The sequence below is a fragment of the Mesorhizobium sp. M0030 genome, assembly GCF_040323695.1.
Classification (GTDB): domain Bacteria; phylum Pseudomonadota; class Alphaproteobacteria; order Rhizobiales; family Rhizobiaceae; genus Mesorhizobium.
Map to the genome: position 1 here is coordinate 153526 of NZ_JAMYVE010000007.1, position 14592 is coordinate 168117.

Sequence of the window (14592 nt, forward strand, 5' to 3'; positions counted from 1 at the left end):
CATCGTGACGATCGTGACCGGCAAGGCCGAGGCTCGCCAAAGATTGCAACCCGGTAGCTCCGGGGTGCTGCGGAATATCTGGGAGCACCGCGCCGACTACGCATACGTGCTTCCAGCGATCGCCGTGATGCTCATCGTCATCGCCTATCCGATCTACTACACGGTCGAGCTGTCGTTCTTTAAGACACCGCCTGGCCTGCAGCTCCGCGACAAGACCTTCATCGGATTGGACAACTACACGGCCATCCTCACCAGTCAGGTGTTCTGGAAAGTCACCTTGAACACCCTGATCTGGACGATCGCATCTACCTTCGTTGCCTTTGCCTTGGGATTTGCCGCCGCGCTGGCCCTCCACCGCGAGTTTATCGGCCGGGGTGTCCTGCGCGCTATCCTGATCATTCCTTGGGTCATCAGCGCGGTTGCCGCCTCCTATATCTGGAAGTGGATTTACCATTCGGACTTCGGCATCATCGGCGCGGTGCTGGTCGGCCTCGGATTGGCTGACCGGCCGCCGAACTTCATCGACAACGTCAGCACGGTGCTGCCCTCCTTGATCGTCGTCAACATCTGGCGCGAGTTTCCGTTTGCCATGATCATGATGATGGCCGGTTTGCAGACGGTCCCCGACCAGTTGCTGCGCGCCGCGGAAGTCGACGGGGCCAATGCATGGCAGCGTTTCTGGCACGTCACCTTCCCGCATCTGCGCAACGTCTCGACGGTGACGATCCTGCTGCTCGCAGTGGCCAATTTCAATTCCTTCATCATCCCGTGGATCATGACCGGTGGCGGGCCGTCGAACGCTTCGCACATCTGGATCACCCACATTTATGAGCTCGCCTTCGGCCGGCAGCGATGGGGCGTCGCATCGGCCTATTCGGTACTCCTGTTCCTCATGCTGATGGTGCTGGGCTACTTCTACGTTCGTGCGCTGGCCGGCAACGAGCGCAAAGAGGGGAGCGCATGAGCACGATCGTCGAGACAGCCCCTCGAGGTCCGGCCCGGCGCCGCATGCGCATCGACGGATGGCGGTGGGCCGGGCGCATCTTCCTCGTGTTCATGCTGCTTTACACCGCGTTGCCGATGATCTGGATGCTGATCACATCGATCAAGTCCGGGTTCGCGGCGATGCAGTTCCCGCCGCAATGGTGGCCGGAAGAGCCTACCCTGGCCAGCTACCAGAAGCTGCTCGATCCGCAAAACAGCGTCGGTCAGGACTTCCTGCGTTTTTTCTGGAATAGCCTCTACGTGTCGACGGTCACCACAATCCTTTCGGTGATCGTGGCCGTTCCTGCTGCCTACGCGTTTTCGCGCTTTCGTTTCCCCGGTCGAAACTTCCTGTTCTTCACCGTGCTTTTGCGCAACATGTTCCCGGCGGTGATCTTTCTCGTGCCCCTCTTCATCCTGATGCGCGCGATCGGTTTGGTGAACACGCATGGCTCGCTCATTCTCACCTATCTCACCTTCGGCCTGCCGCTGGCGATCTGGCTGCTCAAGGGCTTTTACGACAACATTCCGGTGCAGCTCGAGCAGGCGGCGCGGATCGATGGGGCGACCCGGTTCCAGGCCTTCATCCTGATCGTGATGCCTCTCTCGACGCCCGGAATCATCGCCACCGCGATCTATTCCTTCATTGGCGCCTGGAACGAGTACATCTATGCCTACACCTTCCTTTCCAAGAACGAGCAGTTGACCCTGCCGGTCGGCATACAGCGTTTCTTCTCGGAGAATACGACGGACTTTCCGGGCCTGATGGCGGCCAGCTTCATGATGAGCGTGCCCGTCGTGGTGCTGTTCCTCCTCCTGCAACGATACTTCGTACGCGCCCTTACAGAAGGCGCGGTCAAACACTAGAGCCGGATGATTTCAGGTCTGTTCGACCTGAAATCTGAATCCGCCTCTAAATCAAAGAGATAGAGCATGATGTCGTCCGAAAACCGCTTCACACTTTTCGGCATCATGCCGTAGGGAGTTGCCGATGGCCCACGTGGTCCTGAGAGATCTCGTCAAGACCTATGGCGGCTTCAAAGCTGTCAACGACGTTTCGCTGACGGTCAATGACGGCGAGTTCGTTGCGCTCGTCGGCCCTTCGGGCTGCGGCAAGACAACCACGCTCAATCTTGTCGCGGGATTGATCCCGGTCACATCGGGCGACATCGTCATCGGCGACCGCGTGGTCAACGACCTCGACCCCAAGGACCGGGACATCGCGATGGTGTTCCAGAACTACGCGCTCTACCCGCAGAAATCGGTCTACAAGAACCTGGCGTTCCCGCTGCAGATGCGCAAGCTGCCCAGGGACGAGATCGACAGGAAGGTCAAGGAAGCGGCGCGCGTGCTCGACATGACGCACCTTCTCGAGCGCAAGCCGCGCGAACTTTCAGGCGGGCAGCAGCAACGTGTCGCCTTGGGGCGCGCCCTCGTCCGCGACCCTGCCGTTTTCCTCATGGACGAGCCGCTCTCCAACCTCGACGCCAAACTGCGCGTCCAGATGCGCTCGGAGATCAAGCGCTTCCACCAGGACCTCAAGGCGACCATCATCTATGTCACGCACGACCAGCTCGAAGCCGTGACCATGGCCGACAAGATGGCGGTGATGAACGGCGGCTACCTGTTGCAATACGATTCTCCGGCGCAGGTCTTTGCCCATCCGGTGAACATGTTCGTCGCCAGCTTCATCGGCAGCCCGGCGATGAGCCTTGTTCCACTGGAGGCATCGACAGCAAACGGCAACACTGCGTTGACCGGCGCGGATGGCTGGAGCCTTGAGCTCTCGCCGCTCAACGCCCGGAAGGTTGCGGGGGCAACGTCGAGGAAAGTCGTGCTCGGCGCACGTCACTCGACCATCAGGCTCCACAAGAGCGCGGTGCCAGGCAGCGTCCCGGCCAAGGCCTATACAGTGGAGCCGACCGGAGACGTCACCTTCGTGCAGGCGTTGCTGTCAGGCGCCATCGTCAACATCAGCGTGTCCCCCAACATCGTCGTCGCACCTGACGAGCAGATCTGGCTCGAGTTCGACCAGGAGCGGCTGCATCTGTTCGATGGCGAAACTGAACTGGCCCTCAAGGCCGGCTGAGACAAGACGGGGTTCATTGGGAACGTTGGGGATGACTGAAAAGCTTAAGATCACCGCGATCAAACCCTATCCTGTATGGGTTGGAACGCGTAATCAGATGCTCGTCAAGATCGAGACCGACCAAGGCGTCTTCGGCTGGGGCGAGAGCGGCTTGAGCGGGCGCGAAAAGGCCGTTGCCGGCGCGGTCGAGCATTATCGCGAGTTTCTCATCGGCCGCGACCCGATGCAGATCGGGCGGATCTGGCAGGAGGCATATCGCAGCCAGTACTTCGAGGGCGGGCGCGTTCTGCAGGCGGCGATTTCCGCCATCGACATTGCCCTGCACGACATCAAGGGCAAGGCGCTGGGGGTGCCTGTCTACGAACTGCTGGGCGGCAAGCAGCGCGACCGCATCCCCACCTTCGCCTCGACCGGAGACGAGGCCGAGGGCGACGTCGCCATCGAACGAGCCCGGGAGCTGCGCGCACGGGGGTGGCAGGCGATCCGCTTCTTCCCCGCAGGGCAAAGCAGCAGGGACATCTTCGAACCCCGCGAGTCGATCGGCGCTACCGCGAGCATGCTGAACAAGGCGCGCGAGGCGCTTGGCGACGACGTCGTTCTCGGCATCGACTATCATCATCGGCTGTCGGTGGCAGAGGCGGCGAGCTTCTGCAACAAGCTCGGCCGCGGCGTGCTGGATTTCCTCGAGGAGCCGATACGAGACGAGACACCTGAAGCCTACGAATCCCTGCGCAGGATGACCGACATCCCGTTTGCCATCGGCGAGGAATTTGCCAGCAAGTGGCAGTTCCTGCCCTACATCGAGCGCGGCATCCATCAGTTCAACCGGCTCGATGTCTGCAATGTCGGCGGGCTTACCGAGGCGATGAAGGTCGCTGGCTGGAGCGAGGCGCACTATGTCGACCTGATGCCGCACAATCCGCTTGGTCCGGTGTGCACGGCCGCGACCCTGCATCTCGCCGCCGCGGTACCCAACTTCGCGTGGCTCGAGACCAGAGAACCCGAGACGAAGCTGGGCTTCGACAATTCCGACTTCTTCCCCGTGCAGCCACGGCTCGACGGTCCCGACTATCCGGTCAGCGACCTGCCGGGGCTCGGCGTCGAGGTCAACGAAGCGGCGGTCCGGGCGGAGGCTTTTCGTTTCTGGGAAGCGCCTCACCTCAGGCGCCGGGACGGGTCTGTTACGAACTGGTAGTTCCATCTCAACCGGAGTCCACAATGACGCATATCCCTGACATCACGCGACCGCCCAAAGACCTCATTGACGCCCTGAGGGAAATCGGCGCCGCGACGGTTGCCGGCACGCTAGGCCACATGGGTTTCCGCAATCCGCACATGGTCGGTCCGGTGGCGCAGAACCATGGGAAGTCGATCGTCGGGCCGGCGCTGACGCTGCAGTTCCTGCCGCAGCGGCCCGACCTCTTCAGCGAGGGAGAATACGCCGACCCGGAAACGCAACTGCACCGGCACGTGCTCTATCACGCGCAGGAAGGCGATGTGGTCGTCGTCGACGCGCGCGGTGACATGAGCTCGGGCGTCTTCGGCGATATGATGTCGACCTACTTCAAGGGCAGAGGCGGCGCGGGCATCGTCATCGACGGATGCATGCGCGACCGGCCGAATGTCGAAAAGCTCGATCTGCCGCTATGGCTGCGCGGCTGGACGCCCAACTACCATGTGCAAACCAGCATCTATCCGAACGCCGTCAACGTTCCGATCGCCTGTGGTGGTGTCACAGTGATCCCGGGCGACATTATCATCGCAGACGACGACGGGGTGGTAGTGCTTCCCGTCGCAATGGCCGCAAAGGTGATCGAGGAATCCCAGAAGCATCACGATTGGGAAGAGTTCTCGCGAGAGAAGCTGATGCAGGGCGCACCGCTGCAGCGCTACTATCCGCTGCATGACGATGCCCGCGGCGAATATGAGGAGTGGCGCAAAGCCAATCGTCCGGCGGATTGACGCAGGCATTCAAGACGATCCATATGTGCGGTGAAATTCGATGTGCCCCCCGGCAGACTACTGGGGGCCGTCTCAGCCGGGACCGCGCCGCCGACGGACGTCCCGATCAAGAAAGGCGCTTTCCTCTGGCGAGGCGGCGGCTCCGACGCGGAAGGCGAACGACGTGACCCGCGTCGCATTGATGTCGATACCGCACCGAAAGCTCAGATGGTACCATGTCGTTGCCGTGCGGAAAGCGGTGTCTGGGGCGTCAAGAACATTGCCGGCCTTGAGCGGAATGCTTGGGATCAATTGGGGAGAATAAGAGGCGTCGTTCAACTCTTGCTCAAGAACGCTGGCGCAAAGTCTGGCGGCCCGTTGATCGCGAGGCACGTCGGCCATCGAGTTCGTTGCGAACACATCACCGGTAGCGCCTTGCGAAAAGAGTTTGCGAACGCCCGGAAGGCCCGAATATGGCCGCGGTGTAGCCGAGGCCACGTCGATGGAGTTTGGCTCTTCGGTGATTCCGCGTCCTGACTTCGTAGCCTTTGCGGGGCGGCGTTTCGGCACGTTTTCGGGTCTGGTCCGAGGCGCCTGAGCCGACGCGGGAAGCTCGATCTCACCGTCGTCCCCATGGGCAGCCAAAGGCATTGCGGCCGCGGATGCCTGTTTGTCAGCGGGTGGGGTCGCAGCCTCCCGTTTGTCCGCTTCCGGCTTCTCATTAATCTTGGCTGACTCTGCCGGCTCTCCGGCGTCTGGCGCTGGGGCGGGTTTACTCTCCGCATCCTTTGGCGCGACAGCCGACTGTGGCTCGTTATCCTTGGCCGGCGATGGCGCATTGTCTTGAGCGCTGCCTCCATCCAAGGATTTTTTGGGGCCAGTGTCTTTGTCGCCGAACTGAAAAACAGGCTTCAGGACCTCGATCGGCGGCAGCTTTTCCGGTGCCGGCTTTTCAACCTTCTGCTCCGGCGGCTTTCCAGGTTGCGGTGGCGGCGGCGCGGGAGCGGGTTTCGGTTTTGGCTGTTCGGGCGGCGGCACGAGCGCGACGTTCACCGGTTGCTCCTCCTGCGGCTGCTCGGGAGGAATGGGCAGGCCGTAGACCAGGAACGCAGTGATAAGCGCGTGCAGGACCAGCGATGCGGGCAAGGCCCACAGCAAAGTCCGCCGCCGCTCGGATGTCTCGGTCTTCATCCCTTTCGATGTGGAGCGAAACTGCGGCCGCATCAAGCATGGCCACTGCATTGGCACGATTTAGCCGCAGCTCAGCAGTGAGGAGACGACGCCTGATTGCTACTCGCCGCCGGCTCCATTCTGCATGGTCGGCTCCAATCTCAGCGACGCAGGCTGGCGTCGCGGGCACGCTCGCGGATCTCTTCGCGAGAAAGGCCCGCATCCGCCAATATGCTGTCTGGAAGCCGCCTCAAGCTCGCGATCGTCTGGCGATAGGCAAGCCAGCAGGCGAAACGGTGTCGAAGTTCATGCAACATGATCGTCTCCTTGGCGAGCGGGATACCCACGCTCTTGGATTGGTCGAAAACGCAAAACAATCGCGCAAAGCGTATGCACGATCGAACGGATTGCGCTGACTGCCTGGCCAACCGAGGTGCCTGTCATTTTCCCGCCAGGGCAGAATTATCAAGCGCTTCCAATGCCTATATACTTGCGCGTGATGGCCGCTTCGCGCTACAGCCACGGTCGCAAGGAGTTTTTCATTTCTGCAAAATGGATATTGGCTGGGACGATCTGAGGTTGTTTCTCGACGTTGCGCGGCTGGGTGGCCTGAGCGCGGCTACGGCAACCACGCGCCTCAGCGCAGCCACACTCGGACGACGCGTCACCGCGCTCGAAAAGCAGATCGGTGAAGCGCTGTTCGTACGGCAGCAGACCGGCTACGGGCTAACCCCGATTGGTGAAGAACTGCTGCGGCGCGCCGAAGACGTCGAGGCAGCAATGCAGTCGCTGACCCGCTGGCGCGAGGGAAACCTGCCCGACCGCATTGTCCGCGTCTCGGCCGGGCCATGGACCTCGGCCTTCGTTTCGGCCCATATCGACGAAATCTGGACGGTCGATGACGGCATCAGGGTCGAACTCGTCACCACCACCGACCGGGTCGACATAGGTCGCCGCGCCGCCGATATCGGCATCCGCAGCGAGCGCCCGACCGAACAGTGGCTGGCCGGCCGCCAGAGCGGCAAGGTCGCCTATGCCATCTATTCCGGACGCCACCTGATCAACGGCATCGCCGCCGGCTTGTTCGTCGGCGTCACCGGCGAAGGAGCAAACGTCGCCTCGGCGCGCTGGCTGCAAGCCCATCACGGCGACCGCATCGCCGTGCGCGGCAACAACACCCATTCGGTGCGAGAACTTGTGGCCGCGGGCGCCGGCCTTTCCGTCTTTCCGTGCTTCGTCGGCGACAGCGATCCGCGGCTGGTTCGTGTCGCTCAGCCTATCCCCGAACTCGAAACCGACCAGTGGATCGTCACCCATCATGAGGAACGCCACTCCCCGCCGGTACGAAAGATTGCCAACCGGATTGCCGCTCTGATGCGGGCCCATCAGCCGTTGTTTCGCGGCAAGATGCCGATCCGCTAAGCGTCAGGCGTCGCTCGGTCGCCAGATTCTCAAGGTTCTCGCGCGTGAGGCGGGCGCGTGAAGCTTGGAGGGGTTGGATCCCGGAGATTGTGGATTTTCGCTGGCCAGAATCCGAGCCGATTCCGGAAGATTGAACTGGAGACCCGTTCAAAAGGTCGGCTCATTCAGGCGCATATGGTACAAGTCCCACATCTTGTCTTGCCGCAAAGTTCACCCTCTGATTCCCTGTGCCAAGGCGATAGAACGTGATTCTTGCACCTGGCGTGTTCAAGCGGCGCGTTCCGGGAACTTTTTTTGTCGATCAATTCCAAGGAGACAAGACGATGAGCACCGCGGCAAGGCCCGTCATCTCGGAAATGCGGCCGAAGATAACCGTTATTGGTGTCGGCGGTGGCGGCGGCAACGCGGTCAACAACATGATTGCCGAAAATCTGCAGGGGGCGGAGTTCATCGTCGCCAACACCGATGCCCAGGCACTGACCATGTCGAAAGCATCGCGGCTGATCCAGTTGGGTGCCCATGTCACGGAAGGCCTGGGCGCCGGGTCCCTGCCAGCGATCGGCCGCGCGGCAGCCGAGGAATCGATCGACGAGATCAGGGACCACCTAGCGGGAACCCATATGTGCTTCGTGACCGCCGGCATGGGAGGCGGAACTGGAACCGGTGCCGCGCCCATCATAGCGAACGCTGCACGGGCAGCCGGCATCCTGACGGTGGCGGTCGTCACCAAGCCGTTCACCTTCGAAGGGAAGCGCCGTATGCAAGCCGCCGAAGAGGGCATCGAGCAGCTTCGCGAATGCGCCGATACCGTGATCGTTATTCCGAACCAGAACCTCTTCAGGATCGCTGACGCAAAGACGACTTTCGCGGACGCCTTCGCCATGGCTGATCGCGTCCTTTATTCCGGCGTCGGCTGCATAACCGATCTCATCGTCAAGGAGGGGCTGATCAATCTCGACTTCGCCGACGTGAAGTCGGTGATGCGCGACATGGGCCGCGCAATGATGGGTACCGGGGAAGCCACGGGCGAGGACCGCGCCAGGAAGGCCGCCGAAGCGGCGATAGCAAACCCGCTTCTCGACGAAGCCTCGATGATCGGCGCCAAGGGCGTCCTGGTCTCGATCTCTGGCGGCATGGACATGACGCTGTTCGAAGTCGATGAGGCCGCCACCCGCATCCGCGAGGAGGTCGACGCCGACGCCGACATCATCGTCGGCGCCATATTCGACCGGGCACTCGCCGGAAAATTCAGGGTCTCAGTCGTCGCGACAGGATTGCGGCAGGGCCTGGAGATACCGCAGTAGGCAGGACTCCGGGCTGCTGATTTATGAGTCTGGTGGACCGTGGTCATGGGCTTCGCCACCGAAAAGTCGGCCCGCAGCCCGCACCATTGAACTTGCCGGTGAATTCGCGTTGCCGGCCTAGGGACCGAATTCGTTTCGAGGCCGCTGCCACGAATGCGCGAACTCGCATCAGCGCCGCCGCGGAACCGCTCCCAACTGCAACCGCGCTGCGAATGCGCTTCGACCCGGATCCCCAACAGGAGGCCATACAGATTGACCGCGGCAGACATTTCGCCTGCGATATGGCCAGCGTCTGCTGACCACATGATCGGCCCTTTCTGATCGGTGATGCGGGCTCGCTGGATATGGCACAATAAAACCGGCATGGGTCAGACGTCGGGAGCATCCAGTGGCGGCCAGCCTCGCAAGCGCTATATCGAAGAAAAACTCAGGTCGACCCTACAGGAGCATACTCCATGGCTGACACGCCGACACCCGATGCTTCGTTTCTCGCGGCCCTGACGACAGAGCATTTCGTGCAGCAGACAGCGATCAGCACGTCCATAAGTGAAATGGCGTCGCGGACGACCATCTACATTATGGCTCTGTCGAGCGCTCTGGTGGCAACGGGCTTTGTTACGCAGTCCTCCGAGTTCTTCCTGCCGTTTGTCGCGGTTGTGCTGCCATCGGTCTTTTTACTGGGTGCCTTTACCGTCTTGAGGTTGGTCGACATCGCCGCTGAGAACATGCAGGCCCATATCGGCATTGCCCGGATCAGAGCCTACTATCGAACTTTGGGCGACGAGGCTGCCTTCCAGTTTTCCAAGGAATTCGGTCGCTGGCCCGAAAATGACGCCGAACCTTCTCTTCGTACTGGGCCTCTCCTGGCGTACCTGACCACTGCAGCGACAATGATCGCATTCATAAATGCCATCGTCGCTGCGGCGGGCGTTACTCTGCTTGCGTTTCGTGTCGGTGCAGAACTATTGCTCCCGCTGTGTCTTGGTGCTGGAACAGCAATCGGCTTAATGACGATTTTCTATTTATACCAGCGCCTTCGGACGAAAGGCATGGTCCGCATTGCCAAACCCTATGGTTCTGAAAAGAGCGTGCTTTGAGCGGGTAATGAATGTGGTGTTTGTCTGAACGCCACCGGCATGGCAATTCCGATCTTATTGACGACCAATGCTCCACGCCCCTCGCAGGCTGTTCGCAATGGCGAGCCCTTTCGGGATCGAGATATTTGCGCAAACTTTTTCGCCCGGCATGCGTTGTTCGTTCTCCGAGCACAGGAGAAAGCCATGCAGACTAAGTCGCAGACTTCAGCCGAAGCCGCCAAGCAACGCCATATCCAGCGTGATATCGACGCCAAAGACGAGACGAAGAGCAATGGCAAAATGCAACAAGCGATGCAAGCCGGCGCCCGCAAATATCCCGAGCCGCCTTTTCCCGAGCAGCATCAACCCAAACCGGGGCATGAATGGGCGATCGAGCCCGCTCCGCTCTACGATGCGCCTTACTACCTCGGATCGAAAAAACTCGACGACAAGGTAGCGCTTATCACGGGTGGTGATTCCGGCATCGGCCGTTCGGTGGCAGTCTTGTTCGCCCGCGAGGGCGCCGACATTGCGATCGTATACTTGAGTGAAGACAGGGACGCCGAAGCGACCAAAAACGCCGTCGAAAAGGAAGGCCGGCGTTGCATACTGATAAAAGCCGATGTCAGTGAACGCGAGCATTGCCGCAACGCCGTGGCGCTGACGGTCGAAAAATTCGGCAGGATCGACGTGCTGGTCAACAACGCCGCTTTCCAAATCCATTCCAGTGACTTCAACGACCTGACCGAGGAACATTTCGACACGACGCTGAAGACCAATCTTTACGGCTATTTTCATATGGCGCAGGAGAGCGTGCCGCACATGGAGCCGGGCTCCGCGATCATCAATACCGGTTCGGTGACCGGCATCGACGGTTCCAAACAACTGGTTGACTATTCGATGACCAAGGGCGGCATTCATGCCTTCACGCGAGCGCTTTCGGGCAATCTGATCGGCAAGGGCATCCGGGTAAACGCGGTCGCGCCAGGTCCGGTGTGGACGCCGCTCAACCCTTCGGACAAGGAAGCCGACGACGTCTCGAAATTCGGCGCGGATACGCCGATGAAACGGCCAGCGCAACCGGAAGAACTTGCCCCGGCTTACGTGTTCCTCGCCTCGTCGCATTGCTCGAGTTACATCACGGGAGAGATCCTGCCGGTGGTCGGTGGCTACTGAGGTCGCGGAACGTATTTCATTGCATTGGGCTACCGAGTAGACGGCACGCGACGACGTCGTCTCCAGGGAGACGCTTGCCGTGCTCGGTCGCTTCAAGAAACGCGTGATCGGTGCCGTGCGCCGCCGCTACACGGCACCCGCCACTGCTCCGGAGCAATAGCGCTCCGCGTTGGTCGAAATCCTCGCCCGCGTTTTCAGTTTTCTGAATTTCCGCTTGGAACTCTCCCGCCGGCATCCCGTTCAAACATCATTGAGCCAGGAGAACGACCATGCCACGAGGCGACAAATCGAAATACAGCGACAAACAGGAACGCAAAGCCGACCACATTGCCGCAGGCTATGAGAAGCGCGGTGTTTCCGAGAAGGAATCCGAGCGCCGGGCATGGGCGACCGTCAACAAGGACGATGGCGGCGGCAAGAAAGAAGGCGGCTCGGGTCGTGGTAAACACACCGGACACCCCGCGGCCCACAAGGGTGGGAAAAGCGGCGGCAAGGCATCGGCTTCACGGTCAGCCGCAAGCCGATCGGAATCGGCAAAGAAGGCAGCGGCAACACGCAAGCGGAATGCCGAGCACCATGCCCATTAACTGCCCCGCAACAGGTTCGGAACGCCATGAAACCCAAGCTCGTCAATCAGGTCAGCGGGCAAAGAATTTTCGTCGTGGTGCTCGACCTCGGTGACGAAGGCTTCGCCGCGCTGACCGCCTTCGCAACCGACAAGAACATCGCCGACAAGAACATCGGCAGTGCCTCTTTGACTGCGATCGGAGCGTTCGGCGCCGCCTTGATCGATCTTAATGCGTGAGGTTGGCAAGCGCCTACCCGGCTCCTTGGCCATCAAGGGCGGATGTCTCTGTGGCAGGATCCGATTCAGCGCCGGGATCGAACCGAGGGTTCACTACTGCCACTGCGATATGTGCAGACGAGCGACCGGCAGCGCGTTTGCAGTTCTTGCCTGGATGCCCTGCCAAAGCCTGACCTGGAATTCCGGAACGCCAACATATCGAAGGTCTTCGCCGATCGCGCAAAGAGGCTTCTGCCCAGAATGCGGATCGCCGCTCAGCCTTTGCTACGACGCGTCGCCAACCGAGATCGCGCTGCACGTCGGTACCTTCGATGATCCGGCTCACCTGATGCCTCGGTACAACTACAGTTCAGCGCAGCGCCTTGGTTGGGTGTGCTGCGGAATAGACCTACCGGACCGCGACACCGAGGAGCGCTGGTAGCGCCGCCTGTTGCGAATGACCTAGATTGCCGATCAGGAATGCGGCCCTTGTCGCCGTGCCCCGAAAGTGCGGTCTCGATCTGCCCGGCCTGCCGACGTGGCCAGACCGTCGACAAGCCCTAAGCGCTAGCCGGTTTTGATCCTTTGGGGGGCCGCATTCTCTATCGCGAGGAAAATCGCTTCGAACAGATCCTCGTCGCGGAAGGGCTTGCCGAGCAAGGGCACGTCGGCCGGCCGATCGGCAATCTCCCGGGCATCGGCATAGCCCGTGATCATGACCGCTGGCCAGTCCGAGCGCAAATTGCGCGCGAAGCGGATCACGTCGACGCCGGATACGAGTGGCATGGCGAAATCGGTGATAATGACGTCGAACTCGTCGGGAGTGCGCTCCATCATGGCCAGCGCCTCCGCCCCTCCTCCCGCGCAGGTCACCTCGAAACCACGCTGGCGAAGGGACTCGGCGGTCAATTGCCGCAAAACATGGCTGTCGTCGATCAGGAGGATTGATGGGTGCTCCATCCCGGCATCGGCGAACGCTCGTTCAATGTCGGGTTCCACCACAGGATCGACCGGCTGTTCGGTCGATCGTGGCAGCCAGAGTTGCATGGTAGTTCCGCGGTTGACGACGCTTTCTATGCGAAGTGTCCCACCTGACTGCTTCATGAAGCCGTAGACCGTGCTGAGGCCGAGGCCCGTTCCCTTACCGACCGGCTTGGTGGTGAAGAACGGTTCGACGACCTTGGCGACAAGATCGGGGGGTATGCCGGATCCGGTGTCCTTGACGGCGATCATGACATAGTCGCCCGGCGGAATATCCTCTGTTGGCGTCCCGATCGATCGATTCTGCGCATGCACGGTTATTGTCCCGCCAGAGGGCATGGCGTCACGCGCGTTGAAAACCAGATTCATCAAGGCCAATTCAAGTTGGCCTGCATCGACATGCACCGGCCAGATCGTGTCATCGATCTGCCAGTCGAAACGGATCAACCCCCCCAGCACGGGCGCCACCAATCCGTTCATCGTGTCGCCCAGCGCAGCAAGGCGCACCGCTTCCGGCTTCAGGGTCTGGCGCCGCGAGAATGCCAGCATTCGCGCGACAAGGTCAGCGCCTTGTTTTGCAGAACGCCGCGTCAGGTCGAGTACCTGTTGCGCCTGATCATCCAACGTAGCCCGGCGTTCAAGCAGCCCTAACCCACTGAGAATTGCGGCGAGCAGGTTGTTGAAATCATGCGCCAGGCCGCCGGTTAGCTTGCCGATAGCGTCGATGCGCTGGGATTGAAGCAGCTGATCCTCAAGACCGCGCCGCTCCGTGATGTCAAGCAATGTGCCGATAATTTCCGGTTCACGGCCATCTGACCCGTCCGACATCACGCCCTGGTCGAGAAAAATGCGATACTCGCCATTGGCGCAATGCCAGCGGAACTCGCACGTATAGGAGCCGGTGGTTTTGGCCGCCAGCAGCGCTTGCTTCAATCGCGGCAGGTCGTCGGGATGAACGCGGTTGAGACCGAACTCCGGATCCGATGTCAGGTATTCAGGCGCAAAGCCGGTCAAGCGCTCGACGCCCTCCGTAACAAAGCGCGCCGCGAAGGGTGGCTCGGCTGCCCGAGCATGAAAGCAGACCGGCAACGAATTCAGGATGGCATCCTGCCGTTGCTCGGCGCTGCGCAGCGCGCGTTCGGCCTGAAGCTTGTCCTTGTGCGCCTGCAACGCCTGCGCCAATAGTCCCTGCTCGACCTCCGCCTTGCGCTGGATCTCGAGCGTCTTCTCGTGGAGTTCGACGAAAACCGCGACTTTCGAACGCAGCATGATCGGATCGAATGGCTTGAACACATAGTCGACCGCGCCGGCATCATAGCCGCGCAGCATATGCGCATCCTCCTTGTTGATGGCGGTCAAGAAGATGATTGGGGTGCGCTTGGATTGCTCGCGCTGGCGGATAAGTGCGGCCGTTTCATACCCGTCCAACCCTGGCATGAGGACATCCAGGAGAATGACGGCGAACTCCTCTTTCAGCAAAAAGCGCAGAGCCTCTTCGCCCGATTGGGCGCAGATGACCTCTCCGATAGTCGCGAGCACTTCGCTGATCGCCAGCAGATTGCGCTCATCGTCGTCCACCGCCAGGATACGGGCTCTTGCCGGCCCTTCGGCAAGAGCTGCCACCTCAAGTTTCCTTACCCTGTTTCTTGCCAGCTTTTGCATCGA

General features: G+C 60.9%; 15 protein-coding genes. 12 read left to right on the forward strand and 3 right to left on the reverse strand.

Annotated elements, in window-relative coordinates:
* Window positions 1-4: 4 nt before the first annotated feature.
* The 5 genes from NKJ80_RS16300 (at window position 5) to NKJ80_RS16320 (ending at window position 5035) form a co-directional block, all read left to right on the forward strand.
* Entirely contained in the window at window positions 5-964 is a 960-nt protein-coding gene (locus NKJ80_RS16300) for a carbohydrate ABC transporter permease (protein ID WP_023702110.1), read from the forward strand.
* The gene (locus NKJ80_RS16305) at window positions 961-1851 is read left to right on the forward strand and encodes a carbohydrate ABC transporter permease (protein WP_023681190.1); all 891 of its coding nucleotides are present in this window, start codon (window positions 961-963) and stop codon (window positions 1849-1851) included. Before NKJ80_RS16300 ends, NKJ80_RS16305 begins: the two co-directional genes overlap by 4 nt.
* A gap of 124 nt (window positions 1852-1975) precedes the next feature.
* The gene (locus NKJ80_RS16310; protein ID WP_352497935.1) at window positions 1976-3073 is read left to right on the forward strand and encodes an ABC transporter ATP-binding protein; all 1098 of its coding nucleotides are present in this window, start codon (window positions 1976-1978) and stop codon (window positions 3071-3073) included.
* A 31-nt stretch (window positions 3074-3104) separates the two neighbouring features.
* A complete protein-coding gene (locus NKJ80_RS16315) occupies window positions 3105-4268 on the forward strand; it encodes a mandelate racemase/muconate lactonizing enzyme family protein (RefSeq protein ID WP_352497936.1) in 1164 nt (387 codons plus the stop codon).
* Window positions 4269-4291: 23 nt separating this feature from the next.
* Entirely contained in the window at window positions 4292-5035 is a 744-nt protein-coding gene (locus NKJ80_RS16320; RefSeq protein WP_352497937.1) for a ribonuclease activity regulator RraA, read from the forward strand.
* A gap of 72 nt (window positions 5036-5107) precedes the next feature.
* On the opposite strand, the gene NKJ80_RS16325 is transcribed toward NKJ80_RS16320, so the two are convergent.
* Both NKJ80_RS16325 and NKJ80_RS16330 read right to left on the reverse strand, forming a co-directional pair.
* A complete protein-coding gene (locus NKJ80_RS16325) occupies window positions 5108-6205 on the reverse strand; it encodes a DUF930 domain-containing protein (protein WP_352497938.1) in 1098 nt (365 codons plus the stop codon).
* A gap of 140 nt (window positions 6206-6345) precedes the next feature.
* Window positions 6346-6501, reverse strand: a complete 156-nt coding sequence (locus NKJ80_RS16330) for a YjiS-like domain-containing protein (protein ID WP_023739527.1) — start codon at window positions 6499-6501, stop codon at window positions 6346-6348.
* Window positions 6502-6736: 235 nt separating this feature from the next.
* Here NKJ80_RS16330 and NKJ80_RS16335 point away from each other — a divergent pair, with 235 nt between their 5' ends.
* From NKJ80_RS16335 to NKJ80_RS16365, 7 genes are all read left to right on the forward strand, one after another.
* On the forward strand, window positions 6737-7606 hold the full coding sequence (locus tag NKJ80_RS16335) for a LysR family transcriptional regulator (protein WP_352497939.1): 870 nt from the start codon (window positions 6737-6739) through the stop codon (window positions 7604-7606).
* Between the two features lie 323 nt (window positions 7607-7929).
* Entirely contained in the window at window positions 7930-8910 is a 981-nt protein-coding gene (gene ftsZ, locus NKJ80_RS16340) for a cell division protein FtsZ (protein ID WP_352497940.1), read from the forward strand.
* 455 nt (window positions 8911-9365) lie between these two features.
* Window positions 9366-10007, forward strand: a complete 642-nt coding sequence (locus NKJ80_RS16345; protein WP_352497941.1) for a hypothetical protein — start codon at window positions 9366-9368, stop codon at window positions 10005-10007.
* 183 nt (window positions 10008-10190) lie between these two features.
* Window positions 10191-11162, forward strand: a complete 972-nt coding sequence (locus tag NKJ80_RS16350; protein WP_352497993.1) for an SDR family oxidoreductase — start codon at window positions 10191-10193, stop codon at window positions 11160-11162.
* 269 nt (window positions 11163-11431) lie between these two features.
* A complete protein-coding gene (locus NKJ80_RS16355) occupies window positions 11432-11749 on the forward strand; it encodes a hypothetical protein (protein ID WP_023687854.1) in 318 nt (105 codons plus the stop codon).
* Window positions 11750-11775: 26 nt separating this feature from the next.
* Window positions 11776-11967, forward strand: a complete 192-nt coding sequence (locus tag NKJ80_RS16360) for a PPC domain-containing DNA-binding protein (RefSeq protein WP_023815879.1) — start codon at window positions 11776-11778, stop codon at window positions 11965-11967.
* The gene (locus NKJ80_RS16365; RefSeq protein ID WP_352497942.1) at window positions 11960-12388 is read left to right on the forward strand and encodes a GFA family protein; all 429 of its coding nucleotides are present in this window, start codon (window positions 11960-11962) and stop codon (window positions 12386-12388) included. The genes NKJ80_RS16360 and NKJ80_RS16365 overlap by 8 nt, the downstream gene beginning before the upstream one ends.
* A 125-nt stretch (window positions 12389-12513) precedes the next feature.
* On the opposite strand, the gene NKJ80_RS16370 is transcribed toward NKJ80_RS16365, so the two are convergent.
* On the reverse strand, window positions 12514-14589 hold the full coding sequence (locus NKJ80_RS16370) for a PAS domain-containing hybrid sensor histidine kinase/response regulator (protein ID WP_023704642.1): 2076 nt from the start codon (window positions 14587-14589) through the stop codon (window positions 12514-12516).
* Window positions 14590-14592 lie beyond the last annotated feature (3 nt).

What these genes read in the sequence shown, in the direction of transcription:
- NKJ80_RS16330 (WP_023739527.1), bottom strand. Translation starts at nt 6,501, where the DNA reads ATGTTGCATGAACTTCGACACCGTTTCGCCTGCTGGCTTGCCTATCGC.
- NKJ80_RS16355 (WP_023687854.1), top strand. Translation starts at nt 11,432, where the DNA reads ATGCCACGAGGCGACAAATCGAAATACAGCGACAAACAGGAACGCAAA.
- NKJ80_RS16305 (WP_023681190.1), top strand. Translation starts at nt 961, where the DNA reads ATGAGCACGATCGTCGAGACAGCCCCTCGAGGTCCGGCCCGGCGCCGC.
- ftsZ (WP_352497940.1), top strand. Translation starts at nt 7,930, where the DNA reads ATGAGCACCGCGGCAAGGCCCGTCATCTCGGAAATGCGGCCGAAGATA.
- NKJ80_RS16365 (WP_352497942.1), top strand. Translation starts at nt 11,960, where the DNA reads ATGCGTGAGGTTGGCAAGCGCCTACCCGGCTCCTTGGCCATCAAGGGC.
- NKJ80_RS16325 (WP_352497938.1), bottom strand. Translation starts at nt 6,205, where the DNA reads ATGAAGACCGAGACATCCGAGCGGCGGCGGACTTTGCTGTGGGCCTTG.
- NKJ80_RS16310 (WP_352497935.1), top strand. Translation starts at nt 1,976, where the DNA reads ATGGCCCACGTGGTCCTGAGAGATCTCGTCAAGACCTATGGCGGCTTC.
- NKJ80_RS16315 (WP_352497936.1), top strand. Translation starts at nt 3,105, where the DNA reads ATGACTGAAAAGCTTAAGATCACCGCGATCAAACCCTATCCTGTATGG.
- NKJ80_RS16350 (WP_352497993.1), top strand. Translation starts at nt 10,191, where the DNA reads ATGCAGACTAAGTCGCAGACTTCAGCCGAAGCCGCCAAGCAACGCCAT.
- NKJ80_RS16345 (WP_352497941.1), top strand. Translation starts at nt 9,366, where the DNA reads ATGGCTGACACGCCGACACCCGATGCTTCGTTTCTCGCGGCCCTGACG.
- NKJ80_RS16335 (WP_352497939.1), top strand. Translation starts at nt 6,737, where the DNA reads ATGGATATTGGCTGGGACGATCTGAGGTTGTTTCTCGACGTTGCGCGG.
- NKJ80_RS16360 (WP_023815879.1), top strand. Translation starts at nt 11,776, where the DNA reads ATGAAACCCAAGCTCGTCAATCAGGTCAGCGGGCAAAGAATTTTCGTC.
- NKJ80_RS16370 (WP_023704642.1), bottom strand. Translation starts at nt 14,589, where the DNA reads ATGCAAAAGCTGGCAAGAAACAGGGTAAGGAAACTTGAGGTGGCAGCT.
- NKJ80_RS16320 (WP_352497937.1), top strand. Translation starts at nt 4,292, where the DNA reads ATGACGCATATCCCTGACATCACGCGACCGCCCAAAGACCTCATTGAC.